The sequence below is a fragment of the Oceanobacillus caeni genome (genome assembly GCF_019037185.1).
Taxonomy (GTDB): Bacteria; Bacillota; Bacilli; order Bacillales; family Amphibacillaceae; genus Oceanobacillus; species Oceanobacillus caeni.
In genome coordinates this window covers 1-15362 of record NZ_JAHHXM010000013.1, presented here as the reverse complement: position 1 = coordinate 15362, position 15362 = coordinate 1, and the positions used below count along the sequence as shown (strand labels likewise).

Sequence of the window (15362 nt, the reverse complement as noted above, 5' to 3'; positions counted from 1 at the left end):
CGCTCATCTTTAATATTCTGTTATATCAATACCCGATTTCAAAAGCCTTTCATAGCGTTCATTAGACAGTAGAACAGCAATAGGCTTTCCATTTTTTAAAACGAAAGCTGTCCTATCCTCATCAGATAATTTAGTTATTAATTTCGAGGATTGCCCTCTTAAAAAATCTGACATATTATAAAAGTCCATAGGCTGTTTTTGTATTTTATCTTCACTTTCCATATCCACACCTGCTTTTTCTTTTTATTATACCAAGAAAATCAGTCTATTGAAATGACTATTTATACTTGAAATGTAATTACTTTTTCAACTCAAATATTAATATATGTATATCTATAATATAGAAATATGGATAACCCTTCATTTCAAAATTAGGGAATGTTTAATCTAACCTATCTCCACAACCCTATGAAGTTATCTAATCTGTCTCCACAACCCTACGCAAATTTTTGCGATTGAACTGTTTCCTCAATAAATAAAAATAAGGATTTTCAAGGTTAAAAGGCACTGCCAGACATTGGGCAGAAAATCCTCCAACCTTGGAAACCCTTTATTTATCAATACTTTGAATAGAGCTTATTCCTCAACCCTTGACATCAAGACAACACACTCGACGTGGTTCGTCTGCGGAAACATATCTACTGGTTGAACTTCTTTCGTTTCATATCCACCATCTTCTAAAATTCTTAAGTCACGAGCTAATGTAGATGGGTTACAAGAAACATACACAATTCGCTTAGGCTCCATCTCGACCATTGCTTCAAGAAACTCTGGTTCGCATCCTTTTCTCGGTGGATCAACGACAATGACATCGGGATTAAGTCCTTCATTTTTCCACTCTGGCATGACCTTTTCCGCTTCTCCTACTATAAATTCAACATTCGTTATACCATTCAACTTAGCATTATTTTTTGCATCATTAATGGCTTCTTGAACGACTTCCACCCCATAAACTTTCTTTGCCTTTTGGGCTAAGAATAAAGAAATCGTTCCAATTCCACAATAGGCATCAATGACCACATCATTTTTATCAATATTGGCCACTTCTAATGCTTTTTCATATAATACCTTTGTTTGATATGGATTCACTTGATAAAAGGACCTTGCTGAAATGGCGAATTTAATATCACCAATGGTGTCATAAATGTATTCCTCTCCCCATATCACTTTCGTCTTTCTACCTAAAATAACATTGGTTCGCCTATCATTAATGTTATGAACGATTGATTTCACATGTGGAAAAGTTTCCGTTAGTTGACGGATGAATTCTTCTTGATGTGGTAGTTTTTTAGTTCGAGTAACTAAAACAATCATTGTTTCATTCGTTTCTCTGCCTGTACGAACCATAATATGTCGTAGGACGCCTCGGTCTGATTTTTCATCATAGGCTTCGATTCCTAATTGATTCGCTATTCTACGTACAGCATGGACCGAACGATCATTTACTTCATCTTGAATAACACATGTTTCCATATCATCGATTATATCGTGACTGCGCATCCGGTAGAATCCAGTTATCAACTCACCATCACGATCCCCAACAGGAATCTGTACTTTATTTCTATAACGCCATGGATCCTTCATACCGATTGTCGGGTGAACGGGTACATGTTCAAGGTGAGCAATTTTCTTCATAACATTTTTTACTTGATTCCGTTTCATTTCAAGTTGCAAATCATAGCTCATATGCTGAAGTTGGCATCCACCACATTGATAAAATACATTACATGGTGGTTCCACTCTATCTTTGCTTTTCTTTGTAACCTCTAATAATTTTCCGTAACCAAAATTTTTATTTACCTTCACTACTTTAACTGTTGCTTCTTCACCTGGTAATCCATAGGGTACAAAAAGCGGATACCCTTCCACTTTCCCAACGCCGTTTCCTTCGTGGGTGAGGTCTTCAAATGTTAAAGTAATTGTTTCATTTTTTTTAACTGGAGCTGTTTGTTTCGCCATTATGCTAATCTTCCTTTTTTCGAACATATAATGGTTCTATCTTATCATATTCTGAACGGGAAAGGCATTTCTCATACTTTCATGTTTTCTGTCTTCGTTTAAGTGTGAAACCCAGTATTTCATACAAAAATCAATAGGCTATTTGTTTGTAAGAAGCTCATCAGTAACTTCAATCGGTATTCATCTACCTGTAAGTGACCGTGTGGCGATTTCTTTGCTGTACTCGGTCGTTCATCTAACCTATGAGTGACCTTTTGACTTTTATTTTCCTGCATTCGGGCACTCATCCAACCTATGACGATAACTTTTCTATATTTGGTCGTTCATCTCTTTGATGCGTTTTAAAAGACTTTCTTACTTAAACAAAAAGAAGGCTGTTTATTCTTCAGCCTTCTCTTCCTCTTTAATAAATTCTTTCGGTACCATAAATTCGATATGTTGTTTTAAGTTAATAAATTCTCCCGGCAAAAGACCGCCATACTCACCGTCTATGTTCAGTTGCATTTTTTCTTGTGGTGTAACAGTAATTCGTTTTGCTTGTTTATAGATGACATTGGGATCATCTAAATGTGCACCACGTATAGCTAGTGTAGCGATACGTAAAAATTCGGCTAAATTCACCTTTTTTAATATAATTAAATCAAAATATCCATCACTTAAATCAGCGCTTGGTGCTAACTTTTCGAAGCCACCTACAGAGTTGGAATTAGATACTAAAAATATCATAATATCTTCATCAATTACGTTTCCATCATATTCTATTTTTACTCTCGCAGGCTTCAGGGAAGGAAGCATCTCGATTCCTTTCACATAATAAGCCAACTGCCCAATAACTGTTTTTAATTTCGCCGGAACATCGTAAGTTAATTCGGTTAATTTACCTCCACCGGCTATGTTTATAAAATAATGTTCATTTACTCTGCCGATGTCTAAAAGTTGTGAGTGCCCTTCGACAATAATATCTACCGCTTTTTTAATATCCCGTGGAATATGCAATGCTCGTGCAAAGTCGTTTGTAGTCCCCGTTGGAATAATGCCCAGCTTTGGACGATGATTTTGTTCAGCTACCCCATGAATAACTTCATTGATGGTTCCATCTCCACCTGCAGCTATAACTAAATCAAAACTCCTCGAAAGTGCATATTTTGCTGCCTCTTCAGCATCTCCTTCTTCGCCAGTAGTTGCATGAGCAGATGTTTCATAACCAGCTAATTCCAATCTTTGCAATACGTAAGGTAATTCCTTTTTAAATATTTCACGACCTGATGTCGGATTATAAATGATTCTAGCCCTTTTCATTTTACTTCCTCCCTCCTGCAACATTTGCTTCTTGTTAATTTATAAAGAAGACTTCCACAGTGGGGATTTTCCTTCATCCCCCATTGATGGTTAGTCGCATTTATCGGACCTTTATGGGCAGTTAATCTTCCACCTATCTTCTTTGTTTTGTGGTGGGGGTCTTACTGCCCATTTAGGTCGGATAAATTGTTTACTTTGTACAGTAAGGCAAAAAAGCTGTCCTTTGTATTTAGTTAATCACTTCGTTTATTTGTTTTGTATAGGGCTTTACAATTCGCAATAATTAGTTTACCCATTCTATCATAGTCTCAAAAAAACTATTTGGCAAATAAGAGAGTACAAGCTTTCTTATTTGGCTTAACAAACTTGGCATTGGCTAAACTCTTTTAGTAAATGGGAAAGGTCTATACTTTCCCGGCTACTAAAAAAGTTTAGACTACGATTTAATTAAAATCGTAGTCTAATCCATTACTTTCATTTAACGTTTTTCAATTTCTTCTTTAAGGATTTTGTTCGCCATTGGCGGGTTAGCTTGCCCTTTTGATGCTTTCATAATTTGTCCAACTAAGAAGCCAAGCGCTTTTCCTTTACCCGCTTTAAAGTCTATAATAGATTGTTCGTTTTCATCCAAGACTTTGTTTACAATTTCTTTTAATTGTTCAGGGTCAGAAATTTGTACAAGTCCTTTTTCCTTAACAATCTTCTCAGGATCTCCGCCTTTTTCAACAAGCTCAGAGAATACCTTCTTCGCGATCTTAGAAGAAATTGTTCCATCTTCAATTAGCTTAATCATAGATGCTAATGCTTCAGGAGTAATCGCTAAATCATGAAGTTCTTTTAAATGTTTATTCATGTAAGCAGAAACTTCACCCATTAACCAGTTAGATGCTTGTTTAACATCTGCGCCATGGCCAACTGCTTCTTCAAAGAAGTCTGCCATTTCTTTGGAACTTGTTAATACATTCGCATCGTATTCCGATAAACCAAGCTCCTTCACATATCGCTCACGGCGCGCATCTGGAAGTTCTGGGATTTCTGCACGAATACGTTCTTTCCACTCTTCATCAATATAAAGTGGAATTAAATCCGGTTCTGGGAAGTAACGGTAATCATCAGAACCTTCTTTAACCCGCATTAAAATTGTCTCTTTTGTTTTCTCATCGTAACGACGGGTTTCTTGAAGAATTTCTCCACCTGATAATAGAACTTTTTCTTGACGTTTTTCTTCATACTCAAGTCCTTTTTGTACAAAGTTAAAGGAGTTTAAATTCTTTAATTCTGTTTTTGTACCAAATTCTTCTTGACCAATTGGACGTAAAGAAATGTTCGCATCACATCGTAGGGAACCTTCCTGCATTTTCACATCAGATACACCTGTGTACTGAATAATGTTTTTCAGTTTTTCTAAATATGCATAAGCTTCTTCTGGAGTGCGCATATCGGGTTCAGAAACAATTTCGATTAATGGTGTTCCTTGACGGTTAAAGTCAACATAAGAATATCCGTCATCACCGTGAGTTAATTTACCAGCATCCTCTTCTAAGTGAAGACGAGTAATACCGATTTTTTTCTTCTTGCCATTTACTTCAATTTCAATCCAACCATGTTCCCCAATCGGTTGATCAAATTGGGAGATTTGGTAAGCTTTCGGATTATCTGGATAGAAATAGTTTTTACGGTCAAACTTCGTATCTGTTGCAATTTCACAGTTTAAAGCCATCGCAGCTTTCATAGCGAAGTTTACTGCTTCTTCATTTAAAACTGGAAGTGTTCCAGGATAACCTAATTCAATTGGGCTTACATTTGTATTTGGTTCAGAGCCAAATGCATTCACACTTGGGCTAAATATCTTAGATTTTGTTTTTAATTCTACGTGTACTTCTAGACCTATAATTGTTTCAAAATTCATTAGTTACTACCCCCTAGTTGAGGTCGTTTTGTATGAAAATCTGTTGCTTGTTCAAAAGCATGTGCAGTACGATATACAGTGCTTTCATCGAAATGTTTTCCAATAACTTGTAAACCAATTGGTAAACCTTCGTTTGAGAATCCACATGGAATAGAGATCCCTGGGACACCAGCTAAGTTTACTGGAATGGTTAAAATATCATTTGCATACATGGTTAATGGATCATCAATTTTTTCTCCAACTTTAAATGCTGGCGTTGGAGTTGTTGGTCCAATAACAACATCGTATTCTTCAAAGATTTTATCGAAGTCATTCTTAATTAATGTACGAACTTTTTGTGCCTTTTTATAGTAAGCATCATAGTAGCCGGAACTTAAAGCAAATGTTCCAAGCATGATACGACGTTTAACTTCTTGTCCAAATCCTTCACTACGAGAATTCTTGAACATATCAATCATGTTATCTGCGTTTTCTGTACGTACACCATAGCGAACCCCATCAAAGCGCGCAAGGTTAGCAGATGCTTCAGATGAAGATAGGATATAATAGGTTGCTACTGCATATTTAGAATGTGGTAGAGAAACCTCTTCCCATGTTGCACCAAGTGACTCATATACGTTTAATGCATTCATCACCGCTTCTTTAACTTCAGGGTTTACCCCTTCTGCTAAATATTCTTTCGGTACTGCAATTTTAAGTCCTTTTACATCATTTGTTAAAGCATCTGTATACTTAGGCACGTCCACATTTGCGCTAGTTGCATCCATCTTGTCATGTCCAGCAATTACTTCCAATACACGTGCATTGTCTTCAACGCTGCGTGTAATTGGTCCAATTTGATCAAGGGAAGAAGCAAATGCTACTAAACCAAAACGAGATACACGACCATATGTAGGTTTCATTCCTACCACACCACAAAATGCTGCAGGTTGGCGAATAGAACCACCAGTATCAGATCCTAAAGAGTATAATACTTCTCCTGCTGCTACCGCTGCTGCAGATCCACCACTAGATCCACCCGGAACATGATCTGTATTCCATGGGTTTCTGGTTGGAGTATAGCTTGAGTTTTCATTAGATGAACCCATCGCAAATTCATCCATGTTTAATTTACCAATTGTAATTGGTTTTTCATTCGCTAATTTTTGAATAACGGTTGCATCATATAGTGGATCATGGAAGTTATCTAAAAATTGACTTGCACAAGTAGTACGAAGGCCTTTCGTCACAATATTATCTTTAATACCTTGAGGCATGCCAAAAAGACTTGCAGAAGTATCTGGAGACTCATCTAGTTCCTTCGCTTGTCTTCTTGCATTTTCTTCATCTAATGTTAAAAAAGCATGAACTTCACCGTCTACTTCTTTAATACGTTTGTAAGATTCTTCAACTAAATCTTGAACGGTGATTTCTTTATTATGTAATTTCCCTTCCAATTCTTTAATGGAATGGTCAAATAATGACATATCCTTCTCTCCTCCTTAATCTAGTACACTTGGCATTCGCTAAATGTAAGTAAATGCCTTTGTTGCACGAATGTAAACTTTTGCACTTTCTACTCTGTCAAAATGGATGGTACGCGGAATTGACCATCTTTTTTGTCCGGAGCATTCTTCAAAGCTTCCTCTTGCGTAATCCATTGTCTTGCTTCATCTTTACGCATCACATTCTTCATTTCTAATACATGGGTAGTAGGTTCTACGTTTTCTGTATCAAGTTCATTTAATTGTTCTGCATAATCAATAATAGCACCTAGGTCTTTTGTTAACTGTTCGACTTCTTCTTCCGTAACAGCAAGTCTTGCTAGATGAGCAACGTGTTTTACTTGTTCTTTTGATATGTCTGCCATGGTTCAACCTCCAAACCGTATTTTCGCTATATAAGGTTGTTCAAAAAGCCCGGTGAAAATGACACTTCCGTTTCTAGTTGGCTCGCTTTTCATCCTTATTTTTGAACACTCACTATATACATCTCAATATAACCATAATTTATTATTATAACACTATGATAATAGCAGAGATAGCCGTATCTAGGCAAATTTTGTAGAAAAAAATGTTGTACAAAATAAAATGCCGGAAAAGTAAATACTAATCCGGCTCTGTCTTCTTAAAATTAAAGCGTAAAAAATATGAAGATATTAAAAATTAGATAGGAAGTTTCCAATAAAGAAAATCCCTGGCTCCACTTCGATTGCTAAGTCATTTGGTAAAACCGAAAAAGCAACCCCAGTGGCTAGTAGAGCACCAAGACCTATAATCATCAATGCTTTTTTCATTTACATAGCCCCCCTTTTTTATATATTAGCAATTTGCCTATAGGCAAAATTGACTACCTTATAATACTTAGCCGCATCCTTGTATCGTTGCCGTTTTTCAAAGAAATCTGCAAGTAGACTACTAAATATAATAATATTTGCGTAGTCTTTTGTTTTCCTTAAGTAAGGTAAGAGCTCGTTAACCATTACATTTTCAAATTTATCCCATTCCTCATTTAAAAGATGGTGATAAATATGAATCGTATAATGGCTCAACCTATGTGTTTCCTCTTTTAATTCTTTCATTAATTCGAAGGCAATATGTATGGTTTCTTTTGCCTCTTCATATCTTCCAGCTTGATAGTACTCACTTACGGATGATGCTAAGGTAGTTAATCTGCTAGACGGTGAAACTTCGCTATCATTCAATACTTCTAGATAATGTTTAATTGCTTCCTCTGAATCTCCTTTTACAGAGTATAAATGACCAAGGTTTTGGTTCGTTAATTGGATAATAGCTTTGTTATTGTTCAATTTACCTAAATGTAATGCTAGATTATAATTTTTTATAGCTTTATCATACATCCTAATTCTTCTGTATGATATACCTAAAATATTATGACATTGGGCACAGCGAACAAAGTTATATTGTTTCATATAAACTTCTAATGCCTTATTCGCAAAGTCAATAGATTCTAATGTGTTTCTCAGCTTGCTATGTGTAACTGCCAAAAGATAGTAGACATCTGCTATCTCATGTTCTTCTAAGTTCGTAAACTTGAACAGCGTTTCTGCCTGGTTGTACATTTCTAAGGCATTACTGTAATCCTCTTTAACAGAATAATAGTTTCCTCTATACTTAAACCAATAGAACTTATGTATATTGTCAAAGTCATCGCTCATTTCATTGAGCTCTTCCATTTTATTATAAGCTTGGGATGTCTCCCCAATCAAGAGGTAATACCTAATTTTATGTATTTCAAACAGGAGTATATAATCAGATATATTGGTATCCATTAATTCCTGTAGTTCTTTATAGGTAACAATAATATCCTCTTTATCGTTCACTTCAAAAAGCATGCTAAACCATTGGTCACATTTCTCTTTAATTATGGGCTCTTTACTCTTGTCTACGTTGATACCAAGCTTATTACAAAGTAACTGAATAATTTCAGGACTTGCTTGGGTTTTTAGATTTTCAATTTTGGACAAGTAGGATACAGAAACGATACCATCAGCTAATTCCCCTAGTGTCATTCCTTTCTTAGTGCGTTGCAATTTAATAAAAGATCCAATCTCTATCAAAATACCCATCCTATCCTATTAAGTATGAAGTTTTAATGATATGTATTCGTTTTACATTATAACATAGGTACTATAGTTTTATATTAGAAAAATTATAGCTAGATTCCTTAATTAACAATAGATTCTTGTGAGCCTTCCCAAAATAAAAAAATCATCACCCATTTTTTAGGTGATGATTTTTAATCAATTATAAATATGAAATTCTGGTTTTTCCTTTCCTGCTTCTCGATAGATTAAACTCTCTGCACCAGCACTTGAGGTAACCTGAACTTCTAAATCATAGTTCTTTGGAAACATGTCTTGAATAAGTCCGTATGCATATTGAGTAAATCCTATTATTTCCCCTTTACCATAAAACTCAAGTGGTATTTCGATTGTAAGCTTTTGTAAATCATCGTTAATGTAAAAGCCTTTTCCAATATAACCGACATAATTAGGGAAGAATTGTGATATTTCATTTCCAAAACTATTAATTATTTCATTGTCGTCTGTATAATCCTTTTTCGCCTCTTCTGATGGGAAAAGAACATTTTTTTCATTTATTTTATCCCATTTATCTATTTTGTTTTGTCCAGCAGGAACGACTGTTTTGGAGACGAAATTTCCTGGTACAGGGGAATCTATTTCCGCTTCCCTAAACAAAGCAATCATAATCGGTACATCCGGAAAGTTTTCCATACCCTTTAATTCGTCTACCACCTTTTGTGCCACTTCTTGGCCTTTTTCTATCATATCTTTCATAGGAATTTTTTTGTATTGATATGGTCCACCAACTTCTGTTTGGAATCGATAAACGGATTTTAATGCAATTCCTATAGAAACTCCAGCTAACTCAACCGTGTTTTCCTTTTCGTTTCTTTTCATATAATTTTGCTCTAATATATGTGTTAAGTAACGAGGATTCTTTTTGTAAACTTCAGCTTTTTCTTCTTTATCCAATCCTTTGATTTTTTCCTCGTTTACCTTTGGATTTAATTCATCAATCAAAGAAAAGAGAAGTTCATTTGAAAAATATTGCCCTTCTTGATAAAACAACTCACTCGGATCAAAAATTTCCTTAGATTGGCGCATGAGCCCTTCTTCTAATTCATCAATGTCCACTCGATTTCCCATTTGGTTCGTAATGACCCCTCTTGCTTCACTTGTTTGAAACGGAAGAATAATACGATACGTTTCGTCGTTTAATTGATAGCTCGGAACAATGGACGTTTGTTGTTCTTCATTTTTGTTTTCTTGTACTACTTCCTCTTGATCATTACCTTTCGGTGAACAGCTCGCAAGTAGTAGGAGCGCGATAATTAATATGATACTTATTCTTTTCATTTATGAATTACTCCCTAATGCTTCTTTTAATTGTTCTTCATTCCAAATCGTAATTCCAAGTTTTTGGGCTTTATCGTATTTAGACCCAGCGTCTTCACCAGCGATAACCATATCGGTTTTTTTACTGACGCTTCCAGTCACGGAGCCACCTAAAGCCTCAATTAATTCTTTTGCTTCATTACGAGTATAATACTCCATCTTACCGGTTAACACAATTGTTTTTCCGGCGAAAATACTCGCTTCGTTTGCTGTCTCAACTTTCTTAGGCCCTTTATATTCCATATTGATTCCTAATTTTTTTAAATCCAATAATAAATTTTGTACATGTTCTTCATGGAAATACTGAACAACGGCATCTGCCATTTTTTCTCCAATTTCATCTATTGCTACGAGATCTTCATAGGTTGCTTTCTCTAGGTTCTCCATCGTCTCAAATTCCATTGCGAGTGTTTTGGCAGCTTTGGCACCGATAAAGCGAATTCCCAATCCAAATATTAATCGTTCTAAAGAGTTCTCTTTCGATGATTCTATTGCATGGAGGAGATTTTGAACGGACTTTTCACCCATTCTTTCTAACTTCAACAATTCTTCACGGTCTAAACGGTACAAATCAGCAAACGTCTGAATGAGCCCGTGTTGAAATAGCTGGATGATTACTTTTTCACCTAATCCATCAATATTCATGGCATTACGTGACACAAAATGAATTAATCCTTCTGTCAATTGAGCTGGACAACTAGGGTTGATACAACGTAATGCTACTTCACTTTCTAGTCTTACAACTTCACTCCCACATGCAGGGCATTCTTTAGGCATATGAAACTCTGTTGCATCAGCCGAACGTTTCTCCTCCACGACACGGACAACCTTTGGTATAATATCTCCTGCCTTTTTAATAACAACCATGTCGCCAATTCGGATATCTTGCTCACGAATTAAGTCTTCATTATGTAAAGAAGCACGTTGTACGGTTGATCCAGCAATTCGAACTGGCTCCAAAATAGCAGTAGGTGTAATGACTCCAGTTCGACCAACACTTAGTTCAATATCAATTAGTTTTGTCATTACTTCTTCAGCAGGAAATTTATAGGCAATAGCCCATCTTGGACTTTTCGCTGTGTATCCTAATTCCTCTTGTTGTTCCAAATTATCCACTTTGATTACAATTCCATCAATTTCATAGTCGAGGTTAGGACGCTCTTTCGTCCAATACTCTACAAATTCCATTACTTCTTCAATTGATGAGCATTTTCTCCACTCTGGATTCGTTTTAAAACCGAGTTCTTTTAGTTTCTCTAACCGACCGCTATGTGTGGTAATATCATTGTTTTCCCACTCTCCAACTGCATAAAGGAAGATATCAAGATGACGTTTAGCTGCTATTTTAGGATCTAATTGGCGTAGGGATCCGGCCGCAGCATTTCGTGGATTTGCAAATGGTTCTTCCTCATTTTCTGTTCGTAGTTCATTTAATTTCAAAAATGAACGATGGGGCATAAAAGCTTCACCACGTACTTCTAACGTTTCTGGTTCTTTCAATGTTAATGGAATACTACGGATTGTTTTTAAATTATTCGAGATATCTTCTCCAATCGTTCCATCTCCGCGCGTTGCACCACGAACAAACTTACCATTTTCATAAGTAAGAGAAACTGCAAGCCCATCAATTTTTAATTCACAAACGAAAGAGACTTCTCCATCTACTCCTTGACTAGCGCGTCTTGCAAAGTCTCTTAAATCTTGTTCATTGAAGGCATTTCCTAAGCTGAGCATTGGAACGCGATGCTCCACTTTAACAAATCCCTCCAGAGGTTCTCCACCAACACGCTGGGTTGGGGAGTCCTCTGTAATCAAATGAGGGAATTGCTCTTCTAACTTTTGTAGTTCTCTTAGCTTCTCATCATATTCTGAATCAGGTACAGTTGGCTGATCTAACACATAATATTCGTACCCATATTGATTCAGCAATTCTTTGAGTTCCTCTATTTTCTTTTGTGCTTGCTTTTCATCCATAAAGAAGCACACCTCCTACTGTTTTGTAATCGGAGCAAATTTTGCTAATAACCGTTTAATTCCGGTTGGGGCTGGAAATGCAATATCTAATTCTGTGGAATCCCCTTGTCCTTGTACTTTTACTACGGTACCTATCCCCCATTTTTTGTGTGTCACTTTATCTCCTGGTGCCCACTCCTCATTTTCAGCTCCAGTTGTTTTCTGCATACGTACTGCTTGTCGCTTAGGTGCTGGGGTGTCTTTTCTCTGTCCAAACGAAGAAGAACCATAGGTGAATGAGTTCAGTTGTTCCAAACCGTCTAATAGATCTTTGGGAATCTCGTTAATAAAACGACTAACTGGATTCATACTTGTTCTACCAAATAAGGTCCGCATCTTGGCATGTGTAAGGAAAAGGATTTTCTCTGCTCGAGTTATTCCTACATAAGCCAGTCTTCTCTCTTCTTCCATTTCCTCTTGATCCATAATCGAACGACTATGTGGGAAAATCCCTTCTTCCAAACCAATGAGGAACACAACAGGAAACTCAAGCCCCTTTGCAGCGTGCAATGTCATCATGGTAACTTTTTCTTCATTATCTGGATCTTCCTCATCCACTTTATCGATATCCGCAATAAGCGCTAAATCAGTAAGAAAGGCAACTAATGTCTTATCTTCAGCACTAGCTTCAAAGTCTTTCGTTACCGTCATAAACTCTTCTAAGTTCTCTAAACGTGACTGAGATTCAAGTGTATTTTCATTTTTAAGCATCTTCTCATAGCCTGTCCGTTGCAATATTTGTTCAACCATATCCGTAGCTGTTAAAAATTCTTGTTGTTGAGATAATGTTTCAATCAACTGGCCAAATTCAACTAATGCATTTGCCGCCTTCTTAGATACACCAGTAAAATCAACTTCCTTTACTACTTGGAAGAAAGAAAGATCGTTTACCATTGCATAAGCTCGTAGTTTTTCAATAGAGGTTTTCCCTATTCCACGTTTTGGCTCATTCACGACACGTTCAAAACTTATATCATCATCTGGGTTTGTAATTAGGCGTAAGTAAGCAAGCATGTCCTTAATTTCTTTTCGATCATAGAACTTTGTGCCACCAACCATTTGATAAGCAATTCCTGATTTTACAAACGTATCCTCAATGGCACGGGATTGTGCATTCGTACGGTATAAAATCGCAATATCACTTGGAGAATACCCTTCTTTTGTTAATTCTTGTATTTTATTTGTGATAAATAATGCTTCATCTTGCTCTGTTGAACCTTGATAATAATTGATTTTTTGTCCATCTGGGTTTTCTGTCCAAAGATTTTTTGGTTTACGTCCAGGGTTGTTGGCTATCACTGTATTAGCTGCTTGTAGAATGGATTTTGTTGAACGATAATTTTGTTCTAGAAATACCGTTTTTGCTGTTGGATAATCTTTTTCAAATGATAAGATATTCGTAATATCTGCTCCACGCCAACGATAGATGGACTGATCTGAATCCCCTACTACACATAAATTTTGAAAACGACTCGCTAATTGTTTTACTAAGAAGTATTGCGCATGGTTCGTATCTTGATACTCATCCACATGGATATATTGAAAACGGCGTTGATAAAATTCTAGCACTTCAGGTACACGCTTGAATAATTGAATTGTCAACATAATTAAATCATCGAAATCAAGTGACTGGTTTTTTTGAAGCATTTTTTGATAGCCTTCATAGACTTGAGCCACTTGCCTGTCATAGAAATTCCCAGCATTCTTACTAAATTGTTCATGGGTAATTAATTCGTTCTTTGCAGCACTAATTTGCCCAATCATAGCACGTGGGTCAAATTTTTTCGGATCGATGTTTTTATTTTTTAAAACTTGTTTCACAACAGATAATTGGTCACTACTGTCTAGAATGGTGAAATTTCTATTATAACCAATCCGATCGATGTCTCTTCGTAAAATACGAACACACATGGAGTGGAATGTAGAAACCCACATATACTCACTGTCAGGCCCAACTAATCTGCGGACACGTTCTTTCATCTCTCTTGCTGCTTTATTCGTAAACGTAATTGCCAAAATATTGCGTGGTGCCACACCTTTTTCACCAATTAAATAAGCAATTCGATGTGTTAATACTCTTGTTTTCCCTGATCCAGCACCAGCCATAATCAATAACGGGCCTTCTATTGTCTTTACCGCTTCTCGTTGTTCTTTATTTAATCCTTTCAATAAGTCATCCATCGTCTGACTCATTTTTACACCTCCATCATATTAAGGCTTTACCGCTCGTACCGTTTCCAGTGCCTTATCAAAATCGGTATAGATACTATTACCAACAATAATAACATCCGCATACTGCTTCATTTCTTTTGCTTGGTGGGCATTCTCAATTCCACCCCCATAAAAGAGCAATGTATCGTTTAATTGATGGCTTACTTGTTTAACAAGTTCTGCATCCCCATATATCCCACTGTATTCCAAGTAAAATATAGGTAAGTGAAAAACTTCCTCCGCCATATATGCGTATACTAACGTATCTTCTGCATCTGGAAGTGTACTGTTCGTATATTGAAAAACCTTTGCTTCTTCATTCAAAATACAATATCCCTCAAAAACGGGTTGGACATAATCTATATAGTCCATATGTTGTTTGATTCCTTGATGATGCATGTCCATCATCCATTTCTTTTCTTTGGAATTGAGTACCATCGGAATGAAGTAATCATCAAAACCGGTTGTAATGGCGTCCATTCTGGATATTTCCAGTATTTTATGGACGGAATAATGACTGAGTCGATTTAATAAGTCTTCTACTCCTCGATAAGTAATGTCATCTGTTCCACCAACCATGATGGCATCTGTACCTGATGTACAGAGGATATCCAATTGTTCATTTGAAATTTCCTTTGCAGGATCAAGCTTGAAAATATGCTTCCATTCATTCATTTTTGTCTTCAAAGGGATATCCCTCCATCTTTCAAATTACATTAATCCATTATACCAAAAATCGTAGGTAGTATTTAGAGTTATGTGGTGGAAATTTTTGAAGCGTATGTGAAAAGGCTATTATCATGTCTGTGATAGGGGTTTTCATGGACAAAGTCTTCTGCTTTTTACATGCAAATGGCCGTGAGGGTGGGGATCATGGACAAAACCTCCTAACTTTTCCTTGCAATTGGCCGTGACTGTGGGGATCACGGACAAAGTACCCTCCTTTTTACTTGCAAATGGCCGTGACAATGGGTACACCTGCTTCTGTCAAGTAGACAGTACCAAAGTGTCTCAAAAAACTTTTCACAATACCTTTGTTTCCGATAGTTT

At 36.4% G+C, this 15362-nt stretch carries 12 protein-coding genes; all 12 read right to left on the bottom strand.

Features of this window, described 5'->3' with window-relative positions:
• Positions 1–9 precede the first annotated feature (9 nt).
• The 12 genes from KM885_RS09035 to pcrB all read right to left on the bottom strand — a co-directional run bounded on the left by KM885_RS09035 (position 10) and on the right by pcrB (position 14987).
• Complete coding sequence (locus KM885_RS09035) at positions 10–222, bottom strand: type II toxin-antitoxin system Phd/YefM family antitoxin (protein WP_061129961.1); 213 nt, start codon at positions 220–222, stop codon at positions 10–12.
• A 354-nt stretch (positions 223–576) separates the two neighbouring features.
• Positions 577–1959 carry a 23S rRNA (uracil(1939)-C(5))-methyltransferase RlmD gene (gene rlmD / locus KM885_RS09030; protein ID WP_216883806.1) on the bottom strand — a complete coding sequence of 461 codons (1383 nt, stop codon included), beginning with the start codon at positions 1957–1959 and terminating at the stop codon, positions 577–579.
• A gap of 378 nt (positions 1960–2337) precedes the next feature.
• Entirely contained in the window at positions 2338–3258 is a 921-nt protein-coding gene (locus tag KM885_RS09025; protein ID WP_047185471.1) for a diacylglycerol kinase, read from the bottom strand.
• Positions 3259–3736: 478 nt separating this feature from the next.
• The gene (gene gatB / locus KM885_RS09020; protein WP_047185472.1) at positions 3737–5167 is read right to left on the bottom strand and encodes an Asp-tRNA(Asn)/Glu-tRNA(Gln) amidotransferase subunit GatB; all 1431 of its coding nucleotides are present in this window, start codon (positions 5165–5167) and stop codon (positions 3737–3739) included.
• Positions 5167–6633 (bottom strand): Asp-tRNA(Asn)/Glu-tRNA(Gln) amidotransferase subunit GatA, encoded by a 1467-nt coding sequence (gene gatA / locus KM885_RS09015; protein WP_047185473.1) that lies wholly within the window; start codon positions 6631–6633, stop codon positions 5167–5169. Before gatA ends, gatB begins: the two co-directional genes overlap by 1 nt.
• An 89-nt stretch (positions 6634–6722) precedes the next feature.
• Positions 6723–7016 carry an Asp-tRNA(Asn)/Glu-tRNA(Gln) amidotransferase subunit GatC gene (gene gatC / locus KM885_RS09010; RefSeq protein WP_047185474.1) on the bottom strand — a complete coding sequence of 98 codons (294 nt, stop codon included), beginning with the start codon at positions 7014–7016 and terminating at the stop codon, positions 6723–6725.
• Between the two features lie 288 nt (positions 7017–7304).
• On the bottom strand, positions 7305–7442 hold the full coding sequence (locus KM885_RS09005) for a hypothetical protein (protein ID WP_165589212.1): 138 nt from the start codon (positions 7440–7442) through the stop codon (positions 7305–7307).
• 18 nt (positions 7443–7460) lie between these two features.
• Complete coding sequence (locus KM885_RS09000) at positions 7461–8735, bottom strand: helix-turn-helix domain-containing protein (RefSeq protein ID WP_244986962.1); 1275 nt, start codon at positions 8733–8735, stop codon at positions 7461–7463.
• 174 nt (positions 8736–8909) lie between these two features.
• Entirely contained in the window at positions 8910–10049 is a 1140-nt protein-coding gene (locus tag KM885_RS08995; protein WP_216883803.1) for a CamS family sex pheromone protein, read from the bottom strand.
• Complete coding sequence (gene ligA / locus KM885_RS08990) at positions 10050–12062, bottom strand: NAD-dependent DNA ligase LigA (RefSeq protein WP_216883801.1); 2013 nt, start codon at positions 12060–12062, stop codon at positions 10050–10052.
• A gap of 15 nt (positions 12063–12077) precedes the next feature.
• Positions 12078–14294 (bottom strand): DNA helicase PcrA, encoded by a 2217-nt coding sequence (gene pcrA / locus KM885_RS08985; protein ID WP_047185478.1) that lies wholly within the window; start codon positions 14292–14294, stop codon positions 12078–12080.
• Positions 14295–14312: 18 nt separating this feature from the next.
• The gene (pcrB, locus tag KM885_RS08980) at positions 14313–14987 is read right to left on the bottom strand and encodes a heptaprenylglyceryl phosphate synthase (RefSeq protein ID WP_060668989.1); all 675 of its coding nucleotides are present in this window, start codon (positions 14985–14987) and stop codon (positions 14313–14315) included.
• Between the last annotated feature and the right edge of the window lie 375 nt (positions 14988–15362).